We start from the raw sequence: 18,394 nt of genomic DNA on the forward strand, positions 1-18,394 counted from the left end.
CCTCTGCCGGGGACGGCCGCGGCCCGTGCGGCAGTATGGGGCGCGGGCGTGGGACTCGTGTCCAGGTTATGCGACCGGGGACCGGGAACGGGCCGTGCCGGACGTGGGAGGAGCGGGCGGGTGAAGTGGCTGTTGACACGGCTGTTGGCCGGATTGGCCGCGGTCGCGGTCGTGGTGGCGGGGGGCGGGGCCCTGCTGGCCTACCAGTACTCGGGGGCACCGGCTCCGTGGGCGGCCTCCCGGGGCGCCGACGCGGCGTGGGTGTCCTCGTGGGAGGACACCGCCGCCCTGGAGCGGGTGCTGGACACCGGCGGGGTGGACACGGTGTACGTGTACGCGGGCGACATCGACGCCGAGGGCGGGATCGAGCGCGTGGCGGACACCGCGGAGGCGCTGTCCTGGCTGGGCCGGCGGTACCCGGACGTGCGCGCGCTGGCCTGGCTGCGGCACGTGGAGAGCGGATCGTCGCTGGTCCGCGACCGGCTCGACGGCGGGGCCCGCGAGGCGCTGGCCCCGGCGGTGGCCGAGGTGGCCGCGGACGGGTTCGCCGGGGTCCACCTGGAGATCCGGCCGGTGACGGTGAACGACCCCTCGATGCCCGCGCTCATGGCGCTCGTGCGCGAGGAACTGGGTGAGGGGCCGGTGCTGTCGCTCCAGGCCCAGCACGTGGAGCTGGTCCCGGGAGGGCGGGTGCCGTCCTTCGTCCTGGAGCGCGAGGAGAAGTACTGGTCCAAGGGGTACCTGGGCCGGGTGGCCGAGCACGCGGACGAGGTGGTCCTGCCCGGCGTGGGCGCGGGTATGCCCGGCGAGGCGCTGTACGGCGGGTTCATGGTGCGGCAGGTGACCGAGTCGGTGACCGCGCTGCGCACCCGCGGGGACGTGGCGGTGCGGTTCGGGCTGCCCACGCACGGCGGCGGCGAGTGGGCCCCCGGGGGCGGGGAGGAGTCCGTGGCCACCGCGCTGGCCGCGATCAGGCTGGGGATGACCAAGGCGGAGCCGTCCGAGGGGATGACCCTCGGGGTGGCGTTCTACCTGGGCGACGAGGCCAGCCGGGAGGACGTGGCCGCCTACACCGCCGGATGGCTGCTCTCCTGAGGCCGGGCGTGCCCGAGCGGTGCCCGGCGTGCTGCATACTGGAGGTCCGTGTCTCGGACTTCCACGTTCGAATGAGCCCTGTGGACTCACACACCCTGCGCCGTCGCCCACGCGCGCCCCTCGCGGAACGGCTGCCCGCGAGCTGAGCCGCCTGGGTCCGGTCGGCGCGCTGATCAGATCAACTGGAGCACGTTTTCGCATGGCGAACATCAAGTCGCAGAAGAAGCGCATTCGGCAGAACGAGAAGGCCCGTGTCCGCAACCAGGCGGTGCGCTCCTCGCTGAAGACGGCCGTCCGCAAGTTCCGCGAAGCTGCCGAGGCCGGGGACGTCGAGAAGGCCACCGTCGCGCAGCGCGCCGCCGCGCGCGCCCTGGACAAGGCGACGAGCAAGGGCGTCATCCACAAGAACCAGGCCGCGAACCGCAAGAGCGCGATCGCCAAGCGTCTGCACCAGCTGCAGTCCGCCTGAGTCTGACCTTCCGACCCCGGCCGGTGCTCCGCACCGGCCGGGGTTCGTCTTTCTCCGGCTCCCCGCGCGTTGTCCACAGCCTGGAACCACCCGCTGACACGGCGTTCCCCGCTTCCTAGCGTGGAACCATGACCGCTCAGCGCCGTACCAGGCGCCGCTCTCCCCGTCCCGACCAGCAGGACCGGCTCCGCGCGCTCACCACGGGTGCCGCACCCGCGGCCCGGGAGCCGCGCGCCCGTTCCCCCCGCCCGCCCGGGCAGCCCGGCGAGGGCTCGCCGCCAATCCCCAGCGCCCCCTACGCCGTGCCCGGAGCGGATTCCCCGTACCGGCCGCACCCGCCCGACGCCTCCGGGGGCGGGCCCCGGCCCGGAACCCGCGACGCCCGCTCCCGGCCCGCGGAGGGCACGGACCCGCACCCGGCGCCCGCGGCCCCGGGTTCCGCCGAGGAGGCCGTGGGGGCCGGGGACGGCCCCGCCACGGGGGCCCGGCGGGACGGTACCGGGAGGACGCGCCCCTCCCCTCCCCCGCCGGGCTACACCGAGTTCACCGCCGAGCCGCCGCAGGCCCTCCTCGAACGCTTGGCGCGGCGCTGGCCGCCCCACGCGGCGCTCTCCCGGCGGGCGGTGATCGCCCTGGTGGTCCTGGGCGCGCTGGCGGTCGTCGCGGTACTGGCGCTGCACCACCGGCCGACCGCGGTGACCGCGCCGGAGATGGTTCCCCAGGCCGCGCCCGCCGACCACCCCGCCCCGGAGGAGGGCGCGGCGCCGCGGCCCGCGGCGGCCGACGCGCCCGCGACCGGCGCGGAGGGGGCGGAGCTGGTGGTGCACGTGGGCGGAGAAGTGCGCGACCCGGGCCTGTACACGCTGGAGCCGGGCTCACGGGTCGCCGACGCCGTGGAGGAGGCGGGCGGCCCGCTGGAGGGGGCCGACCTGGACCTGCTCAACCTGGCGCGGCCGCTGGTGGACGGCGAGCAGCTGCTGGTGGGCGTTCCGGCCGCCTCCAGCGCACCCGGTCCCGACCCCGCCGGGGTCGGCGGCCCGGTGAACCTCAACCAGGCGGACAGGGCGCTGTTGGAGACCCTGCCCGGAGTCGGCCCGGTGATCGCCGACAACATCATCTCCCACCGGGAACAGCACGGCCCCTTCTCCAGCGTCGACGAACTGCTGAACGTGACCCGGATCGGCGAGAAGATGCTCGCCACCCTCCGGCCGCACGTGACGGTGGGGTGAGCGGGCGGTGGTGGCCTGGCTGGGAACGGACGCCTACGGGCTGGACCGGCCGCCGGACCTTCGGCTGCTGGTCCCGGCGGTGGCGGCCTGGCTGGCCGCCCTGGGCGCGCTGGCGGTGGCGCCGGGGACGGCCTGGGTGTGCGGGGCGGGAGCCGGGCTCGCGGCGCTCGGCCTGCTCCTGGCGGCCCGCCCGCCGCTGGAGTCCCTGGCGCTGACCACCGTGGCCGCGCTGGCCTGCGCGGCCACGGTGGCCGGGGTGACCGGGGTGCACGTGCACCGGGTCGCGCACAGCGCGGCCCGGGAGGTCTCCGAGCACCCGAGCACGGTGGAGTTCGCCGCGGTGGTGGCCGCCGATCCGCGGCAGCGGGCGGGCACGCCCCGGCCGGGCCGGGCGGAGTGGGTGGTCAGGGCCAGCACCACGTGGGTGCGGACCGGGGAGGGGGTACGGGCCTCGCGGGCGCCCGTGGTGGTCCTGGCCTCGGGACGGGAGTGGTCCGGGCTGCTGCCCGGGCAGCCCTTCCGGGCCCGGGGCACCTTCCTCGGGGCGGAGGACGACCCGCTCACGGCCGCGCTGGTCCTGGTCCGCGGTCCTCCCGAGCGGGTGGGCGCGCCCAGCCGTACGCAGGCCCTGGCCGGACGGGTGCGGGAGCGCCTGCGCGAGGCCGCCGCCGTGCTCCCGGCGCCCGAACGAGGACTGCTTCCCGCGCTGATCGTGGGCGACGTGTCCGGGCTGGACCCGCGAACCTCCGAGGACTTCCGGGCGACCGGGATGACGCACCTGCTGACGGTGAGCGGCGCCAACCTGGCCATCCTGACCGGGTTCGTGCTGGCGGCGGCCCGGCTGCTGCGTGCTCCTCCGTGGTGCTCGGTGGTCGGCGGCGCGGCGATGATCTGGCTGTTCGTCCTGGTCTGTCGACCGGAGCCGAGCGTGGTGCGCGCGGCGTTCATGGGGTCGGTGGGGCTGTTGGCGCTGGCCACCGGACGCGCGCCCGCGGCGCTGGGCGCGCTGTGCGCCACGGTGGTCGGGGTGCTCTTCGTCTCCCCCGGGCTGGCCGCCTCCTTCGGGTTCGCACTGTCGGTGCTGGCGACCGCGGGGATCCTCCTGCTGGTGCCGCCGTGGACCCGGGAGTGGTCGCACCGTCTTCCGCTCCCGGCGGCGGAGGCGCTGGCCGTGACGGTGGCCGCGCAGGTGGCGGTCTCGCCGGTGCTGGTACTGCTGTCGGGAGAGCTGCCGTGGGTGGCCGTCCCGGCCAACGTGCTGGCCGCCCCGGTGGTCGCGGTGGTGACCGTGACGGGTTCGGGGGTGGCGGCCCTGGCCGCGGTGTGGCCCGAGGCCGCCGCGGTGGCGGTACGCCTTCCCGGGTGGGGTGCGACCTGGATCGCGGCGGTGGCCCAGGCCGGGGCGCGGGTGCCGTACGGCGCTCTGCCGTGGCGCTCGGACGTGGCGGGAGGGGTGTTCCTGGCGGCCGTGCTGGCGGTGCTGGTGTTCACCCACGGGCGGCCGCGACGGGTGTTCGCCGCCGTGGTGGTGGCCGCCCTGGTCCTGTACCTGGCCGCGCGGTGCGTTCCCGGCGGCTGGCCGCCGCCCGGGTGGGCGCTGGTGGCGTGCGACGTGGGCCAGGGCAGCGCGTTCGTCCTGTCGGTGGGTCCGGGGGCAGCGGTCGTCGCCGACACCGGCGAGGACCCCGAGGCGGTCGACGGCTGCCTGGAACGGCTGGGGGTGCGCGAGGTTCCCCTGCTCATCCTGAGCCACGACCACGCCGACCACGTGGACGGCGCACCCGGGGTGCTGCGGCACCGCGCGGTAGCGGCCGCGCTGGCACCGCCCGGCTTCGGCGAGGGCGCCACCGGGCGGCTGCTGGCGGAGGCCGGGGTGGAGTTGCTGGAGGCGCGGCGGGGCCAGCGGCTGCGGGTGGGTCCCTGGCTGCTGCGCGTGCTGTGGCCGGAGACGGGCTTCACTGGCGCGGTGAACGACGGCTCGGTGGTGGTCCGCGCGGACGGGGTGGCTCTGTCGGTGCTGCTGACCGGCGACATCGAGGAGGAGGCGCAGCGCAGGCTGCTCGGGGGGCCGGACGCGGACCTGCTGGCGGTGACCGTGCTGGCCGTGCCCCACCACGGGGCGGGCACCCAGGAGCCCGCCTTCCTGGAGGCCACGGCCCCGGTGGTGTCGGTGACCTCGGTGGGCGCGGACAACCCCTACGGGCATCCGGCGCCGTTCACGTGGACACTCCTGGAGCGGGTCGCGCGGGTGAACCTGCGCACCGACCGGGACGGGGACGTGGCCGTGCTCGACGGCGGCGGTTCCGGCCCGGGAACGGCCGTGGTGCGCGGTCCGGAGTGAGAGGCGCACCGCCGGTCGGTGCGGCGTGGCATGCTCTGTGTATGCCTGCACCCGCCCTGCTCACGATCATCGTCGGGGACGAGGAACTCCTCGTCGACCGGGCCGTCGCCGCGGTCGTCGCGGCGGCCCGTGAGGCCGACCCCGGAGTCGACGTCCACGACCTGGTGCCCGCCCAGGTGGGGATGTCCACGCTGGCCGAGGTCACCTCGCCCTCCCTGTTCGGGGACCGCCGGGTGGTGGTGCTGCGCTCGGCCCAGGACCTGACCAAGGACCTGGCCCAGACCGTCACCGACTACCTCGCCGACCCCGCCGACGACGTCAACCTGGTGCTCACCCACGCGGGCGGCAACAAGGGCAAGGCGCTGCTGCAGGCGGCGCTCAAGGCGGGCGCGCAGCGCGTGGACTGCAAGGGGCCGAGCAAGCCAGCCGAGCGGGTGGCCTTCGTCCGGAGCGAGTTCTCCCAGGCCGGGCGCCAGATCACCGCCGACGCCGCGCAGGCGCTGGTGGACGCGGTCGGCAGCGAGCTGCGCGAGATCGCCGCGGCCTGCACCCAGCTGATCGCCGACACCCAGGGCCGGGTGGACGCGGAGGCGGTGGCCCGCTACCACTCCGGCAAGGCCGAGGCCTCGGGGTTCACCGTGGCCGACCGCGCCGTGGAGGGCCGCCTGCCCGAGGCGCTCGAACAGCTGCGCTGGTCGCTGGCGGTGGGGACCGCCCCGGTGCTGATCAACAGTGCCCTGGCCGGTGCGGTGCGCGGCATCGCCGTGGCCGCCCAGCCGCCGCGCGGCACCTCCGAGGCGGAGCTGGCCAAGCGGGCCAAGGTGCCGCCGTGGAAGCTGCGCACCCTGCGCCAGCAGGCCCGGGGCTGGAGCACCGCGGGGATCACCCGGGCCATGGCCGTGGTCGCCGAGACCGACGCGCTGATCAAGGGCGCCGGGCGCGACCCGGAGTACGCGCTGGAGCGCGCGGTCATCGAGATCGCCCGCGCCCGCGCCGCCCGCTGAACGCACCGAGGCGGGGTGAAGGGGCCGGGGAACACCACGCGCCCGCGGGGAAGCTCAGCGGATGGTCTTGCCGCCCTGCCACACGCGCAGGGTGTTCAGCCCCATCGACCAGGCGAAGGCGCCCTCGTGGTCGGCGTCCCACTGGACCAGGTCGGCCAGACTGCCGGGGGTGAGCATGCCGCGGTCGGTCAGGCCCAGGGCCCGGGCGCCGCCCACGGTGGCGGCGTGCAGCGCCTCCCGGACGGTCATCTCGAACATGGAGATGGCCAGTGAGACCACCAGCGGCATCGACATCGTCCCGGACTGGCCGGGGTTGTGGTCGGTGCCCAGGCCGATCGGCACGCCGTGGTCGAGCAGGGCCCGCACCGGCGGGGTGCGGCGCTCGTGCAGCGAGGTGGTGGGGCAGGCCACCACGGGGGTGCGGGTGGCTGCCAGGGCCAGGACGTCGTTCTCGTCGGTCTCGTGCAGCAGGTCCACCGAGGAGCAGCCCAGCTCGGTGGCCATGCGCACGGCGCCGTGCCGGGGACGGGAGCAGGCGTGCAGGGTGGTGCGCAGCCCCACCGACTGGCCCACGCCCAGGAGCATCCGGGCGTCCTCGGTGGTGAACTGCTGGTTGTCGCAGTACACGTCCACCCCGTCGGCCCCGGCCAGGGCGGCGTCGCTGAGCCAGGAGGCGGCGGTGGCCACGTACTCACGGGGACGGCCGAAGAACTCGGGCGGCACCCCGTGCGCGGGGAAGAAGGTCACGTGCAGCCGCGGCATGCCGGGTTCCTCCTCCAGCGAGCGCAGCAGGCGCACGTCGGCGAGTTCGCCGTCCCGCGTCAGGTGGTAGCCGGTCTTGGCCTCCACGGTGGTGCTGCCGGTCAGCACCCAGTGCCGGAGCCGTTCACGGACGGCGTTGCAGAGCGTCCACGGGTCGGTGCCCCGCGTGATGGTGACGGTCGTGGAGACACCGCCCCCGGCCGCGAAGATGTCCCCCTTGGAGGCGCCCTTGGCCCACATGGCGACCTCGGCGTAGCGGTCGCCCGCGTACACCGGGTGGCAGTGGGCGTCGACCAGACCGGGGGTGATCATGCCGCCACCGATGTTGATGACGTCGTCGACGTCGGTGAGGTCCTCCACCACGCCGGGGAGGCGCTGGGGCAGCTCGGCAGCGGGGCCCACCCAGGCCACGCGGTCGTCGTCCATCAGGAGTGCGGCCTTGGTGATCAGCTCGTACCCGGTCCACAGTCGACCGATGTTGCTGAGGAGTACCACCGCCATGGATGCGTCCCCCGTCGGTCAGATCCGCCGCCGCGGCGGGAGAACGCGGTCGTGGGGTGCACGGGCGGACATGGCGACCTCGTATCTGGAACGGTCCGACGGAGCCTGGAGGCGGCCGCACGACCGCCACGGTGCCGGACGGTGGAGGAGGTGTCGGCTGTCGCGGGACAGCGGCCACTGGCGGCCGGTGCTCCAAAACCGTAGTCCATCCGCGGAGTCCGTGTACACCTCCCCCGTGGACGAATGCGAGCGCCTCGGAGCAAAACTCGCGAGTTCACACCGTGATGAGCACCACGACGGAACCGGGGCGCCCCCGATCGGAGGCGCCCCGGTTCCGGGCAGGTCAGGCCGTGCTGGGCGTGTACTCGTTGAGCCTGGACGCGAGCAGCTCGGGGACGAAGGCGTGCAGGGCCGTTCCCTCCGCGGTGTGCTCCTCGCTGAGGATGCGCCCCTCCTCGTGCACCCATGCGACGAGGTCGCCGCGCGAGTAGGGCACGAGCACGCGCACCTCGTGCGCCAGCTCGGGCAGCGCTTCGGCCAGGGCCGTCACCAGCTCGGGGACGCCCTGTCCGGTGCGGGCCGAGACCTCGACCATGTCCGGGTAGCGGGTGCGCAGCGTCCGGAGCACGTCCGGGTCGGCCGCGTCCACCTTGTTGACCACGATGAGCTCGGGCACGTCGGTGGCGTCGATGTCGGCGAACACCTCGCGGACGGCGCTGATCTGGCTCTCGGGGTCGGGGTGGGACCCGTCGATCACGTGCAGGACCAGGTCGGCGTCGGCGACCTCCTCCAGGGTGGAGCGGAAGGCCTCCACCAGCTGGTGCGGCAGGTGCCGGACGAAGCCGACGGTGTCGCTGAGGGTGAAGCCGCGGCCGTCGGGCGTGCGCGCCTGGCGGACGGTCGGGTCCAGGGTGGCGAACAGGGCGTTCTCGACCAGGACCCCGGCGCCGGTCAGCCGGTTGAGCAGGCTCGACTTGCCCGCGTTGGTGTACCCGGCGATGGCCACCGAGGGCACCTCGCGGGTGCGCCGGACGTCGCGCTTGACGTCGCGCGCGGTGCGCATGTGCGCGAGCTGTCGGCGCAGCTTGGCCATCTTGTCGTTGATGCGCCGGCGGTCGGTCTCGATCTTGGTCTCACCGGGACCGCGCAGGCCCACGCCGCCGCCCGCGCCGCCACCGCCGGAGCCGCCGGCCTGACGGGACAGGGAGTCACCCCAGCCGCGCAGTCGGGGCAGCAGGTAGTTGAGCTGGGCGAGTTCGACCTGTGCCTTGCCCTCGCTGCTGCGGGCGTGCTGGGCGAAGATGTCCAGGATCAGGGCGGTGCGGTCGATCACCTTGACCTTGACCACGTCCTCCAGCTGGCGCAGCTGGCCCGGGGTGAGCTCTCCGTCGCAGATCACGGTGTCGGCGCCGGTGGCCTCCACGATGTCGCGCAGTTCGGCGGCCTTGCCCTTGCCGACGTAGGTGGCGGGGTCGGGCTTGGAGCGGCGCTGGGTGAGCCCCTCCAGGACCAGGGCGCCCGCCGTCTCGGACAGGGCGGCCAGCTCGACGAGAGAGTTGTCGGCGTCGGCCTGGGTCCCGTGGGTCCACACGCCGATGAGTACGACGCGCTCCAGGCGCAGGGAGCGGTACTCGACCTCGGTGACGTCGGTGAGCTCGGTGGACAGGCCCTGGACGCGGCGCAGCGCGTGACGGTCGGCGAGTTCCATCTCGCCCTGGTCGGGCACGTTGTTCGGGTCGTGGTAGCGCTCGCCGCCGGTGTCCCGGGACGCATCGGTTGCGTTGACCCCGTCCCCGACGGTGATCGCCTCGCGGAACTCGTCCTCGGCCTCGGGCCGGGCGTTTCCGCGGGTGTGAGCTGTATTCATATCCCTCCAGGTGGGTCAACGTGTCCGCCGCCGCTATTCTTCCCGCGGCGGGGCGCGTGCCCTCTCGATGGTGGCACCTCGCCGCCGTCGGGGCATCCGAATTATCGCAGGCCACGTGAGCAGGACCACGCTGCCTACCGCGGAGGCAGACTGGTCCGGACATCGCGTAAGGCCAAGGAATCGGACTTTTGCCAAGGAAATTTTTACGACCTTGCCCTGGCGGGAAACTTCCCCGTCATGTGAGACACGTGCGACGTTGACCGCCGGACGAACCGGGCGGTAACTTCGTTTTCCACATACCAGAAGCTTATTTCGTATTGCGGAAGGTTTTCCATGGGCGCCACGCACGGGGTCGAGGTCACCGGCCCCCTCCACGACCGCTTCGACGAGATCCTCACCGAGGACGCGCTCACGCTCGTCGCCGAGCTGCACCGCACCTTCGAGGAGCGCCGCCAGGAGCTCCTCGCCGCGCGCGTGGCCCGGCAGGAGCAGATCTCGGCGGGGGTCGACCTCGACTTCCTCCCCGAGACCAAGCACATCCGCGAGGACGACAGCTGGCGGGTCGCGCCGCCCGCCCCGGGCATCACCGACCGGCGGGTCGAGATCACCGGCCCCACCGACCGCAAGATGACCGTCAACGCGCTCAACTCCGGCGCCAAGGTGTGGCTGGCCGACTTCGAGGACGCCAACACCCCGCTGTGGGAGAACATGATCGGCGGGCAGCTCAACCTGCGCGACGCGCTCGACCGCACGATCGACTTCACCTCCCCCCAGGGCAAGACCTACGCCCTGAAGGAGGACGGCGAGCTCGCCACCATCGTCGTGCGCCCGCGCGGCTGGCACCTGGACGAGAAGCACATCCTGGTGGACGGCCAGCGCGTCAGCGGCGGCGTCGTCGACTTCGCGCTCTACTTCTTCCACTGCGCCCAGCGCCAGCTGGACAAGGGCAAGGGGCCCTACTTCTACCTGCCCAAGATGCAGAGTCACCTCGAGGCGCGGCTGTGGAACGACATCTTCGTCCTGGCCCAGGAACGCCTCGGGATCCCGCGCGGCACCATCCGCGCCACCTGCCTGATCGAGACCATCCCGGCCGCCTTCGAGATGGAGGAGATCCTCTACGAGCTGCGCGAGCACTCCGCGGGGCTCAACGCGGGCCGCTGGGACTACCTCTTCAGCATCATCAAGACCCACCGCACCCGCGGTCGCGGCTTCCTGCTCCCCGAGCGCAACGCCGTCACCATGACCGCGCCGATGATGCGCGCCTACACCGAACTGCTGGTCAAGACCTGCCACAAGCGCGGCGCGCACGCCATCGGCGGCATGGCCGCCTTCATCCCCTCCCGCCGGGACGAGGAGGTCAACCGGGTCGCCTTCGCCAAGGTCCGCGACGACAAGTCCCGCGAGTCCGCCGACGGCTTCGACGGCTCCTGGGTGGCCCACCCCGACCTGGTCCCGGTCGCCATGGAGGTCTTCGACGGCGTCCTGGGCGACCGGCCCAACCAGATCGACAAGCAGCGCCCGGAGGTGGAGGTCTCCGCCGCCGACCTGCTCGCCGTGGGCCGCACCGGAGGCGGCGTCACCGTCCCGGGCCTGCGCAACAACATCAACGTGGCCCTGCAGTACCTGGCGGCGTGGATGGGCGGCAACGGCGCGGTGGCCATCCACAACCTGATGGAGGACGCCGCCACGGCCGAGATCTCGCGCTCGCAGATCTGGCAGTGGCTGCACAACGACATCACGCTGGACGACGGCCCCAAGGTCACCGCCGAGCTGGTCCGCCAGCTCATCGACGAGGAGCTGGCCGCCATCCGCCAGGCCCGGGGCGAGCACTTCGACGAGGAGCTGTTCGCACAGGCCACCGAGCTGTTCACCGAGGTGGCGCTCGCCGACGAGTACGTCGACTTCCTGACGCTGCCCGCCTACGAGCGCATGCCGTAGATTCGCGACATTTTTCGCGAAACGGAAAGCAGTTTCCGCCGCCCCTCTTGCCTCGGCACGGGGGGCGGTCGTACGTTCGCCTTGCGAGGCCGCATCCGGCACGTGCGGGACCAGTCCCGTCGGGCCGGTGGAACCGGGAGGCGCCCATGTCCCAGACCGCCCAGACGCAGGCCGTGGCCGCGCTCGTGCCGCACCTGCGCCGCGTCTGCGGGGATGACGGCGTGCTCACCGACACCGCCCGGCGCCGCACCTACGAGAGCGACGGCCTGACCCACCACCGCTCCGTGCCCGGCGTCGTCGTGCTCCCCACCACCGCCGACCAGGTCGCCGCCGTGGTGCGCCTGTGCGCCGACAGCGGCGTGCCCTTCGTCCCGCGCGGCGCGGGCACCGGCCTGTCGGCGGGAGCGCTCCCCCACCCCGGGGGCGTCCTGCTCGTCACCTCGCGTATGCGCCGCGTCCTGGAGATCGACGTCGACAACGAGTGCGCCGTCGTCGAACCGGGCGTGGCCAACCTCGACGTCACCCGCGCCGCCGCCCCGTACGGCTACTACTACGCCCCCGACCCCTCCAGCCAGCAGGTGTGCTCGGTGGGCGGCAACGTCGCCGAGAACTCCGGCGGGGCCCACTGCCTCAAGTACGGGTTCACCGTCAACCACGTGCGCGGCCTGGACGTCGTCACCCCCTCCGGCGAGCGAGTGAGCCTGGGCGGCAAGAACCCCGACGCGCACGGCTACGACCTCGTCGGGGCCTTCGTCGGCTCCGAGGGCACCCTGGGCGTGGCCACGAGCGTCACCGTCGGCCTGACCCGGGCCCCGGAGCGCACCGTCACCCTGCTCTTCGCGTTCTCCTCGATGGACGCGGGCGGGCAGGCGGTCAGTTCCATCATCGCCGCGGGCGTGCTCCCCTCGGCCGTGGAGATGATGGACGCGCTGGCCATCGAGGCGGCGGAGCGGGCCGTGGCCTGCGGCTATCCCGAGGGCGCCGCCGCCGTGCTCATCGTGGAACTGGACGGGCCCGCGGCCGAGGTCGACGCCCAGGCCATGGCGGTCACCCGCCTGTGCGCCGCGGCGGGCGCCTTCGAGACCCGCACCGCCAGCGGAGCCGAGGAGCGGGCCCGGATCTGGAAGGGCCGCAAGTCGGCCTTCGCCGCCGTCGGCCGGATCAGCCCGGCCTACATCGTCCAGGACGGGGTCGTGCCGCGCACCGCCCTGCCCGAGGTGCTGCGCCGGATCACCGAACTGTCCGCCGACAGCGGCATCCGCGTCGCCAACGTCTTCCACGCCGGGGACGGCAACCTGCACCCGCTCGTGCTCTTCGACGACGCCGAGCCCGGCGCGGCGGAGCGGGCCGAGGAGGTCTCCGGAGCCATCCTGGACCTGTGCATCGAGCACGGGGGCTCCATCACCGGCGAGCACGGCGTGGGCGTGGACAAGGCGTGCAAGATGCCGCGCATGTACGGGCCCGACGACCTGGCCACCTTCGACCTGTTCCGCCGGGCCCTGGACCCCGGCGGCATCGCCAACCCGGACAAACTCCTGCCCACCCCGCGCCTGTGCGGTGAGCGCCCGGGGGTGCGCACCGGGGTGCACCCGCTGGTGGAGTCGGGCCGGGCAGAACAGTTCTGAGACCCCGGAGAGGACGTGGCAGTGGGGGAGGGCGCGTGACACTCGCCGAAGGGCTGGACGCCGGGGGCCGCGCCCCGCGCGCGGGAACCGACGCCGACGCGGTGGGCGGCCTGGTACCCGCACACGTCGTGCGCCCCGCCGACACCGCCGACCTGGGCCGGGTCCTGGCGAAGGCCGCCGGGCGGGGACTGGCCGTGGTCGCACGCGGGGGCGGCACGGCCCTGGACTGGGGCTCTCCCCCGCGCCGCCTGGACCTGCTCGTGGACACCACCGGCCTGTCGTGGATCGAGCACATCGCGGGCGACCTGGTGGTGGAGGTCGGCGCGGGCACCCCCGTGGCCGAGCTGTACGACGCGCTGGCCGCCGCCGGGCAGAGGCTGTCGGCGGACCCCGTGCGGACGGGGGGCACCGTGGGCGGCATGGTGGCCACCGGGGTGAGCGGTCCGCGCCGCCTGCTCAGCGGGGCACTGCGCGACCTGGTCATCGGCATGACGGTGGTGCGCGCCGACGGCGTGGTGGCCCGCAGCGGCGGCCGGGTGGTCAAGAACGTGGCCGGGTACGACCTGGCCAAGCTGCACACCGGCGGCCTGGGCACCCTGGGTGTGGTCGCCTCGGTGGCCTTCCGCCTGCACCCGGCTCCCCCGGCCCTGCGCCTGGTGAGCCGCGCGCCGCGCTCGCCGGAGGAGGCCGAGGAGGCGCTGGCGGCCCTGCGGCGGACCGCGGTGGTTCCCTCGGCGGTGGAGCTGGACCGATCGCCGGAGGGCGGCTGGCGCCTGAAAGTGGTCCTGGAGGGCACCCCCGACGGCCTGGCCGCCCGGGTGGCCGAGACCGCGCGGGCGCTGGGCGGGGACCCGGAGGCGGCCGACGCCCTGCCCGGGGACTGGGGCCTGCTGCCCCGGCGGGGCACGCTCGCGCTGGTGTCGGTACCGCCCGCGGAGAGCGTGCGCGCCGCCGCACGGGTGGGCGGGCTCGCCGCCTCGGCGGGCGCGCGGGTCCGCGTGCGGGGCTCGCTGCGCACCGGAACGCTGTACGCCTGCCTGCCCCCGGGCACCCCGGCCGAGGCGGTGCGGGCCGTGGCCGAGGGCGTGCGCGCGCGGCCCGGGTGGTCGGCGACCCTGCTGCGCGCCGAACCGCACGTGCACGACGCGGGGGTGGACCCGTGGGGCGAGGTCCCCGGCCTCCCGCTGATGCGCGCGCTCAAGGACTCCTTCGACCCCGACCACCGCTTGGCCCCCGGACGCTTCGCGGGCGGCATCTGACCACCACAGGAGGGTTCGTGAGCGACCTACCGACCCGGGACCCGCAGGCGGGCCCGGACACCGAACAGATCTTCGGCGACCTGCTCGGCGAGTGCGTCCACTGCGGTTTCTGCCTGCCCACCTGCCCCACGAACGTGCTGTGGGGCCAGGAGATGGACTCCCCGCGCGGGCGCATCCACCTGATGACGCAGATGCACACCGAGGACGTGCTGACCGAGGCCGCGGTCGGGCACTTCGACAACTGCCTGGGCTGCCTGGCCTGCGTCTCGGCGTGCCCCTCGGGGGTGGCCTATGACGCCCTGCTGGAGCACACCCGCCACCGGGTGGAACGCGAGCACGAGCGCCCCCTCGGCGAACGGGCGCTGCGCGGGGCGGTCTTCGCGCTCTTCCCCCACCGCCGCAGGCTGCGGCTGATGCGCGGTCCCCTGCGCGCCTACCAGGCCAGCGGGGTGTCCTCCCTGGTGCGGCGCTCCCGGCTGCTGGACCGCCTCTCCCCGGCCCTGGCCACCATGGAGCGCGTCGCGCCGCCGCTGTCCTCTCCCCCTCCCCCGCTGCCGGAGCTGGTGCCCGCCGCGGGACGGGCCCGGGCCCGGGTGGGGATGCTGGTCGGCTGCGTGCAGGGGGCGTTCTTCCCCGAGGTGAACACCGCGACGGCGCGCGTGCTGGCGATGGAGGGTTGTGAGGTGGTGATCCCCCCGGAACAGGGGTGCTGCGGCGCCCTGTCCGGGCACGCCGGACGCCTGGCGGAGGCCGCCGCGTTCGCCCGGCGCCTGGTCGAGGTCTTCGAGCGCGCGGGCGTGGACCGGCTCGTGGTGAACTCGGCCGGGTGCGGCTCCAGCATGAAACACCTCGACCGGACGCTGGCGGAGGCGGGCGCCGACCAGGGGTGGGTGCGGCGGGGCCGCGCGCTGTCCGAGCGGGTCGCGGACCTCACCGAGTTCCTCGTGGAGCTGGGCCCGCGCGCCGAGCGCCGTCCCCTGCCGCTGCACGTGGCCTACCACGACGCCTGCCACCTCTCCCACGGCCAGGGGGTCACCGCGCCGCCCCGGGCCCTGCTCGCGGGCATTCCCGAGCTCACGGTGTCCGACCTGCCCGACAGGGAGATCTGCTGCGGCTCGGCGGGGGTGTACAACCTGTTCAAACCGGAGGTCGCCCGGGAGCTGGGCGACCGCAAGGCCGAGGGCGTGGCCGCCACCGGCGCCGACGTGCTGGTGTCGGGCAACCCCGGCTGCTCCCTGCAGATCGCCGCGGCCATGGACCGCGCGGGCGCACCGGTGGCGGTGACGCACACCGCGCGGGTGCTGGACGCCTCCCTGCGCGGGCTGCCGGTGGAGCGGCTGCTGGGCCGGGGCTGAACCCACCGGTGCCACGACGGACCGCGGCCGGTCGCGGCGGCCCGTCAGACCAGGGTGGTCTCGCCCTCGGCCACGATGACGGCGGGGCCGCTCAGCCGTGCGCCGTCCGCGTCCAGGAAAACCGTGCACTCCCCGCCGGGGACCCGCACGCGCCAGGTGGCGCCCTCGCCCTCGGGGGTGGCCGCCGCGGCGGCGGCCACGATGCCGGTGCCGCAGGAGCGGGTCTCGCCGGAGCCGCGCTCGTACACGCGCATCTCCAGCACGCCCGGAGCGACCTCGGCGTAGACCTCGACGTTGGCGCCGGCGGGGAAGGCGTCGTGGTCCAGCACCGGCGGCTCGGAGAGGTCCACCGCGGCGACGGGTCCGGTCACCTCGCAGGCCAGGTGGGGGTTGCCCACGGAGATCTGGGCGCCGTGCACCACCTGCCGGGCCAGCTTGGCCGAGGAGGTGCCCTGCATCTCCACCCGGCCCATGTCCACGGTGATGGTGCCGTCGGCCTCCACCTGGACCTCCTTGGCGCCGTCGCGCGTACCCACCTCGAAGCGGGCGCCCTCCACCAGGCCCGCGTGCAGCAGGTAGCGGGCGAAGGCGCGCACCCCGTTGCCGCACATCTCGGCGACGCTGCCGTCGGCGTTGCGGTAGTCCATGAACCACTCGGGGCGCTCGGCCGTGCGCGCGGCCGGGGCGAGGACCTCGCCGAGGGCGCGTGTGCGCACCACGCGCAGGACGCCGTCACCGCCGATACCGGCCCGGCGGTCGCACAGCAGGCGGACGGTCTCCTCCGTGAGGTCGAGCTCCCCGTCGGGGTCGGGGAGGATCACGAAGTCGTTCTCTGTTCCGTGGCCCTTGGCGAATCGCATGGGTCCATCCTAGGTGCGCGCGCGGCCCCTCCCCGCCGTCCCCGCGCCCGGACCGGACCGGCGGGTGGGACGGGCTGACTAGTCTGGGGGGATGATCAAGGTGATCGCGGTCGTCGGCCCGACCGCTGTGGGCAAGTCGGATCTGGCCGTCGAGGTGGCCCTGCGCCTGGAGGAGCGCACCGGGCGCCGGGGTGAGGTGATCAACGCCGACTCCATGCAGCTCTACCGAGGCATGGACATCGGCACCGCCAAGCTCACGGAGGAGGAGAGACGCGGGGTGCCCCACCACCTGCTCGACGTGTGGGAGGTCAGCGAGCCCGCCGACGTGGCCAGCTACCAGGCCATGGCCCGCGACCGCGTCGAGGAGTGCGCCGACCGCGACGTCATCCCCGTCCTGGTGGGCGGTTCGGGCCTGTACGTGCGGGCGGTGCTGGACCACCTGGAGTTCCCCGGCACCGACCCCGGGGTCCGCGCCCGTCTGGAGGCGGAGCTGGGCGACGTCGGCCCGGGGGTGATGCACGCCCGCCTGGCCGAGGCCGACCCCGCGGCGGCCCGCGCCATCCTGCCCGGCAACGGGCGGCGCATCGTCCGCGCCCTGGAGGTCATCGAGCTGACCGGCCGCCCCTTCACCGCGACCCTGCCCGACCACACCCCCTTCTACCCCTGCACGCAGATCGGCCTGAGCGCTCCGCGCCCGGAGCTGGACGAGCGCATCGACACCCGGGTGGACCGCATGTGGGAGCGGGGCCTGCTGGAGGAGGTCCGCGAACTGGACCGGCGCGGCCTGCGCGAGGGCCGCACCGCCTCGCGCGCGCTCGGGTACGCCCAGGCGCTCGCCCAGCTGGACGGGGAGCTGGGCGAGGAGGAGGCCAGGGCGGCCACCGCCCAGGCCACCCGCCGCTTCGCCCGCCGCCAGGAGTCCTGGTTCCGCCGCGACCCGCGGGTGCGCTGGCTGCCCTACGACGCCCCGGATCTGGTCGAGCACGCCCTGACCCAGGTGGAGCGGGCGCTGGCGGGAGCGGCCGAGGAACCCGGTGACGCCCTGGTGGACGTGACCACCTGGGTGCCCGCCTCCCAGCGCGCCGCGGAGTAGCTCCGCCACCGCGCCGGGCTCCGGCGCACCCACGACCGTTCCGGGAGGCCGGGCCCTGGTCAGGGCCCGGCCTCCCCTCTTCCGCGTTTGTGGCCCGGCCCCTTGCAAGGGCGGCTCCGGCCGCCTACTTTGACTGCATGACCAGATTTCAAAACTGGTCACACGGTCACACCGAGGAGGGGTGCGGATATGGTCATCGCGTCAACACGCGTGGTCAGCCGCACCGCGCCCGTCCTCGAACCGCAGGAGTACACCGTGGCCCCGTCCACCGACACGTCCGCCGCCGAACGCGAACTACGCGCCGACCGCATCCTGGACGCCGCGGAGGAGCTGATGCTGACCTGGGGCCACCGCAAGGTCACCATCGAGGACGTCGCCCGGCGCGCCAGGGTCGGCAAGGGGACCGTCTACCTGCACTTCGCCACCAAGGACGCGCTGCTCATGACGGTCGTCATGCGAGCGCAACTCGACATGGTCCGGGACCTGCTGGAGACCATGCGCCGGTCGCCCGACAACATCCGGCCCAGCGAGATGGCGCGCAACCTCTACCTGCGCCAGCTCGAATCCCCGGTCCTGCGGTACGTGTTCACCGGGAGCGCCGAGTCCTTCACCGACCTCTCACACAGCGCGTCGGCCGTGGTCGGCGACCTCATCCAGGAGCGGATCCGGGCCCTGCGGACCGTCTGGACCCTGCTGCGCGAACACGGGGTACTGCGCACCGACCGTCCCTTCGACGACCAGATCTACGCCTTCAGCGCGGCCTTCCTGGGTCACATGTTCGCCGCCCCGCTGCTGGAGGACGTCGACTTCCACGTCCCCGACCACGCCACCCGCGCCGACCTCATCGCCCAGAGCATCCGCCTGCTCATGGAGGAGGAGGTCCTCCCAGGGGGCGCTCGTACCGCCCAGCCCCGGGTGGTGGAGGTGTTCTCCCGTCTGGAGGGGCGGCTCAGCGACGAGATCGAACGACGGAAGCAGGCCACACGCTCGACCTAG

Annotated in this window: 14 protein-coding genes; 11 read left to right on the forward strand and 3 right to left on the reverse strand. The window is 74.2% G+C overall.

The features are described 5' to 3' along the window. Positions 1-120: 120 nt before the first annotated feature. The 5 genes from FYW95_RS01745 to holA all read left to right on the forward strand — a co-directional run bounded on the left by FYW95_RS01745 (position 121) and on the right by holA (position 6,138). A complete protein-coding gene (locus FYW95_RS01745) occupies positions 121-1,095 on the forward strand; it encodes a hypothetical protein (protein WP_160049896.1) in 975 nt (324 codons plus the stop codon). Positions 1,096-1,294: 199 nt separating this feature from the next. Beyond that, entirely contained in the window at positions 1,295-1,564 is a 270-nt protein-coding gene (gene rpsT, locus FYW95_RS01750) for a 30S ribosomal protein S20 (protein WP_159939869.1), read from the forward strand. A 128-nt stretch (positions 1,565-1,692) separates the two neighbouring features. Then, a complete protein-coding gene (locus FYW95_RS01755) occupies positions 1,693-2,793 on the forward strand; it encodes a helix-hairpin-helix domain-containing protein (RefSeq protein ID WP_159939867.1) in 1,101 nt (366 codons plus the stop codon). Between the two features lie 7 nt (positions 2,794-2,800). After that, positions 2,801-5,134 carry a ComEC/Rec2 family competence protein gene (locus tag FYW95_RS01760; RefSeq protein ID WP_159939865.1) on the forward strand — a complete coding sequence of 778 codons (2,334 nt, stop codon included), beginning with the start codon at positions 2,801-2,803 and terminating at the stop codon, positions 5,132-5,134. Positions 5,135-5,175: 41 nt separating this feature from the next. Continuing rightward, positions 5,176-6,138, forward strand: coding sequence for a DNA polymerase III subunit delta (holA, locus tag FYW95_RS01765; RefSeq protein WP_159939863.1), 963 nt, complete (start codon positions 5,176-5,178; stop codon positions 6,136-6,138). A gap of 54 nt (positions 6,139-6,192) precedes the next feature. Here holA and FYW95_RS01770 read toward each other — a convergent pair whose 3' ends face one another. Then, the gene (locus FYW95_RS01770; protein WP_160049897.1) at positions 6,193-7,401 is read right to left on the reverse strand and encodes an amidohydrolase family protein; all 1,209 of its coding nucleotides are present in this window, start codon (positions 7,399-7,401) and stop codon (positions 6,193-6,195) included. A 343-nt stretch (positions 7,402-7,744) separates the two neighbouring features. Beyond that, a complete protein-coding gene (gene hflX, locus FYW95_RS01775) occupies positions 7,745-9,268 on the reverse strand; it encodes a GTPase HflX (RefSeq protein ID WP_160049898.1) in 1,524 nt (507 codons plus the stop codon). 333 nt (positions 9,269-9,601) lie between these two features. Between hflX and aceB the strand changes: the two genes are divergently transcribed. The 4 genes from aceB (at position 9,602) to FYW95_RS01795 (ending at position 15,445) form a co-directional block, all read left to right on the forward strand. Beyond that, complete coding sequence (aceB, locus tag FYW95_RS01780) at positions 9,602-11,206, forward strand: malate synthase A (protein ID WP_159939857.1); 1,605 nt, start codon at positions 9,602-9,604, stop codon at positions 11,204-11,206. Positions 11,207-11,352: 146 nt separating this feature from the next. After that, positions 11,353-12,831, forward strand: a complete 1,479-nt coding sequence (locus FYW95_RS01785) for an FAD-linked oxidase C-terminal domain-containing protein (RefSeq protein ID WP_160049899.1) — start codon at positions 11,353-11,355, stop codon at positions 12,829-12,831. 35 nt (positions 12,832-12,866) lie between these two features. Next, entirely contained in the window at positions 12,867-14,090 is a 1,224-nt protein-coding gene (locus FYW95_RS01790) for an FAD-binding oxidoreductase (protein ID WP_160049900.1), read from the forward strand. Between the two features lie 17 nt (positions 14,091-14,107). After that, the gene (locus FYW95_RS01795) at positions 14,108-15,445 is read left to right on the forward strand and encodes a (Fe-S)-binding protein (protein ID WP_159939851.1); all 1,338 of its coding nucleotides are present in this window, start codon (positions 14,108-14,110) and stop codon (positions 15,443-15,445) included. Between the two features lie 44 nt (positions 15,446-15,489). On the opposite strand, the gene dapF is transcribed toward FYW95_RS01795, so the two are convergent. Next, positions 15,490-16,305, reverse strand: a complete 816-nt coding sequence (gene dapF, locus FYW95_RS01800; protein ID WP_159939849.1) for a diaminopimelate epimerase — start codon at positions 16,303-16,305, stop codon at positions 15,490-15,492. A gap of 91 nt (positions 16,306-16,396) precedes the next feature. On the opposite strand from dapF, the gene miaA reads away from it, so the two are divergent. Next, positions 16,397-17,398 carry a tRNA (adenosine(37)-N6)-dimethylallyltransferase MiaA gene (gene miaA / locus FYW95_RS01805; protein ID WP_159939847.1) on the forward strand — a complete coding sequence of 334 codons (1,002 nt, stop codon included), beginning with the start codon at positions 16,397-16,399 and terminating at the stop codon, positions 17,396-17,398. A gap of 189 nt (positions 17,399-17,587) precedes the next feature. Next, positions 17,588-18,394, forward strand: a complete 807-nt coding sequence (locus FYW95_RS01810; RefSeq protein ID WP_201294602.1) for a TetR/AcrR family transcriptional regulator — start codon at positions 17,588-17,590, stop codon at positions 18,392-18,394.

The sequence above is a fragment of the Nocardiopsis sp. FR4 genome, from assembly GCF_009830945.1.
Lineage (GTDB): Bacteria > Actinomycetota > Actinomycetes > Streptosporangiales > Streptosporangiaceae > Nocardiopsis.

Excerpts from the sequence above, each read along its gene's own strand:
- rpsT (WP_159939869.1), top strand. The coding sequence starts at position 1,295 with ATGGCGAACATCAAGTCGCAGAAGAAGCGCATTCGGCAGAACGAGAAG.
- FYW95_RS01755 (WP_159939867.1), top strand. The coding sequence starts at position 1,693 with ATGACCGCTCAGCGCCGTACCAGGCGCCGCTCTCCCCGTCCCGACCAG.
- holA (WP_159939863.1), top strand. The coding sequence starts at position 5,176 with ATGCCTGCACCCGCCCTGCTCACGATCATCGTCGGGGACGAGGAACTC.
- FYW95_RS01770 (WP_160049897.1), bottom strand. The coding sequence starts at position 7,401 with ATGGCGGTGGTACTCCTCAGCAACATCGGTCGACTGTGGACCGGGTAC.
- hflX (WP_160049898.1), bottom strand. The coding sequence starts at position 9,268 with ATGAATACAGCTCACACCCGCGGAAACGCCCGGCCCGAGGCCGAGGAC.
- aceB (WP_159939857.1), top strand. The coding sequence starts at position 9,602 with ATGGGCGCCACGCACGGGGTCGAGGTCACCGGCCCCCTCCACGACCGC.
- FYW95_RS01785 (WP_160049899.1), top strand. The coding sequence starts at position 11,353 with ATGTCCCAGACCGCCCAGACGCAGGCCGTGGCCGCGCTCGTGCCGCAC.
- dapF (WP_159939849.1), bottom strand. The coding sequence starts at position 16,305 with ATGCGATTCGCCAAGGGCCACGGAACAGAGAACGACTTCGTGATCCTC.
- miaA (WP_159939847.1), top strand. The coding sequence starts at position 16,397 with ATGATCAAGGTGATCGCGGTCGTCGGCCCGACCGCTGTGGGCAAGTCG.
- FYW95_RS01810 (WP_201294602.1), top strand. The coding sequence starts at position 17,588 with ATGGTCATCGCGTCAACACGCGTGGTCAGCCGCACCGCGCCCGTCCTC.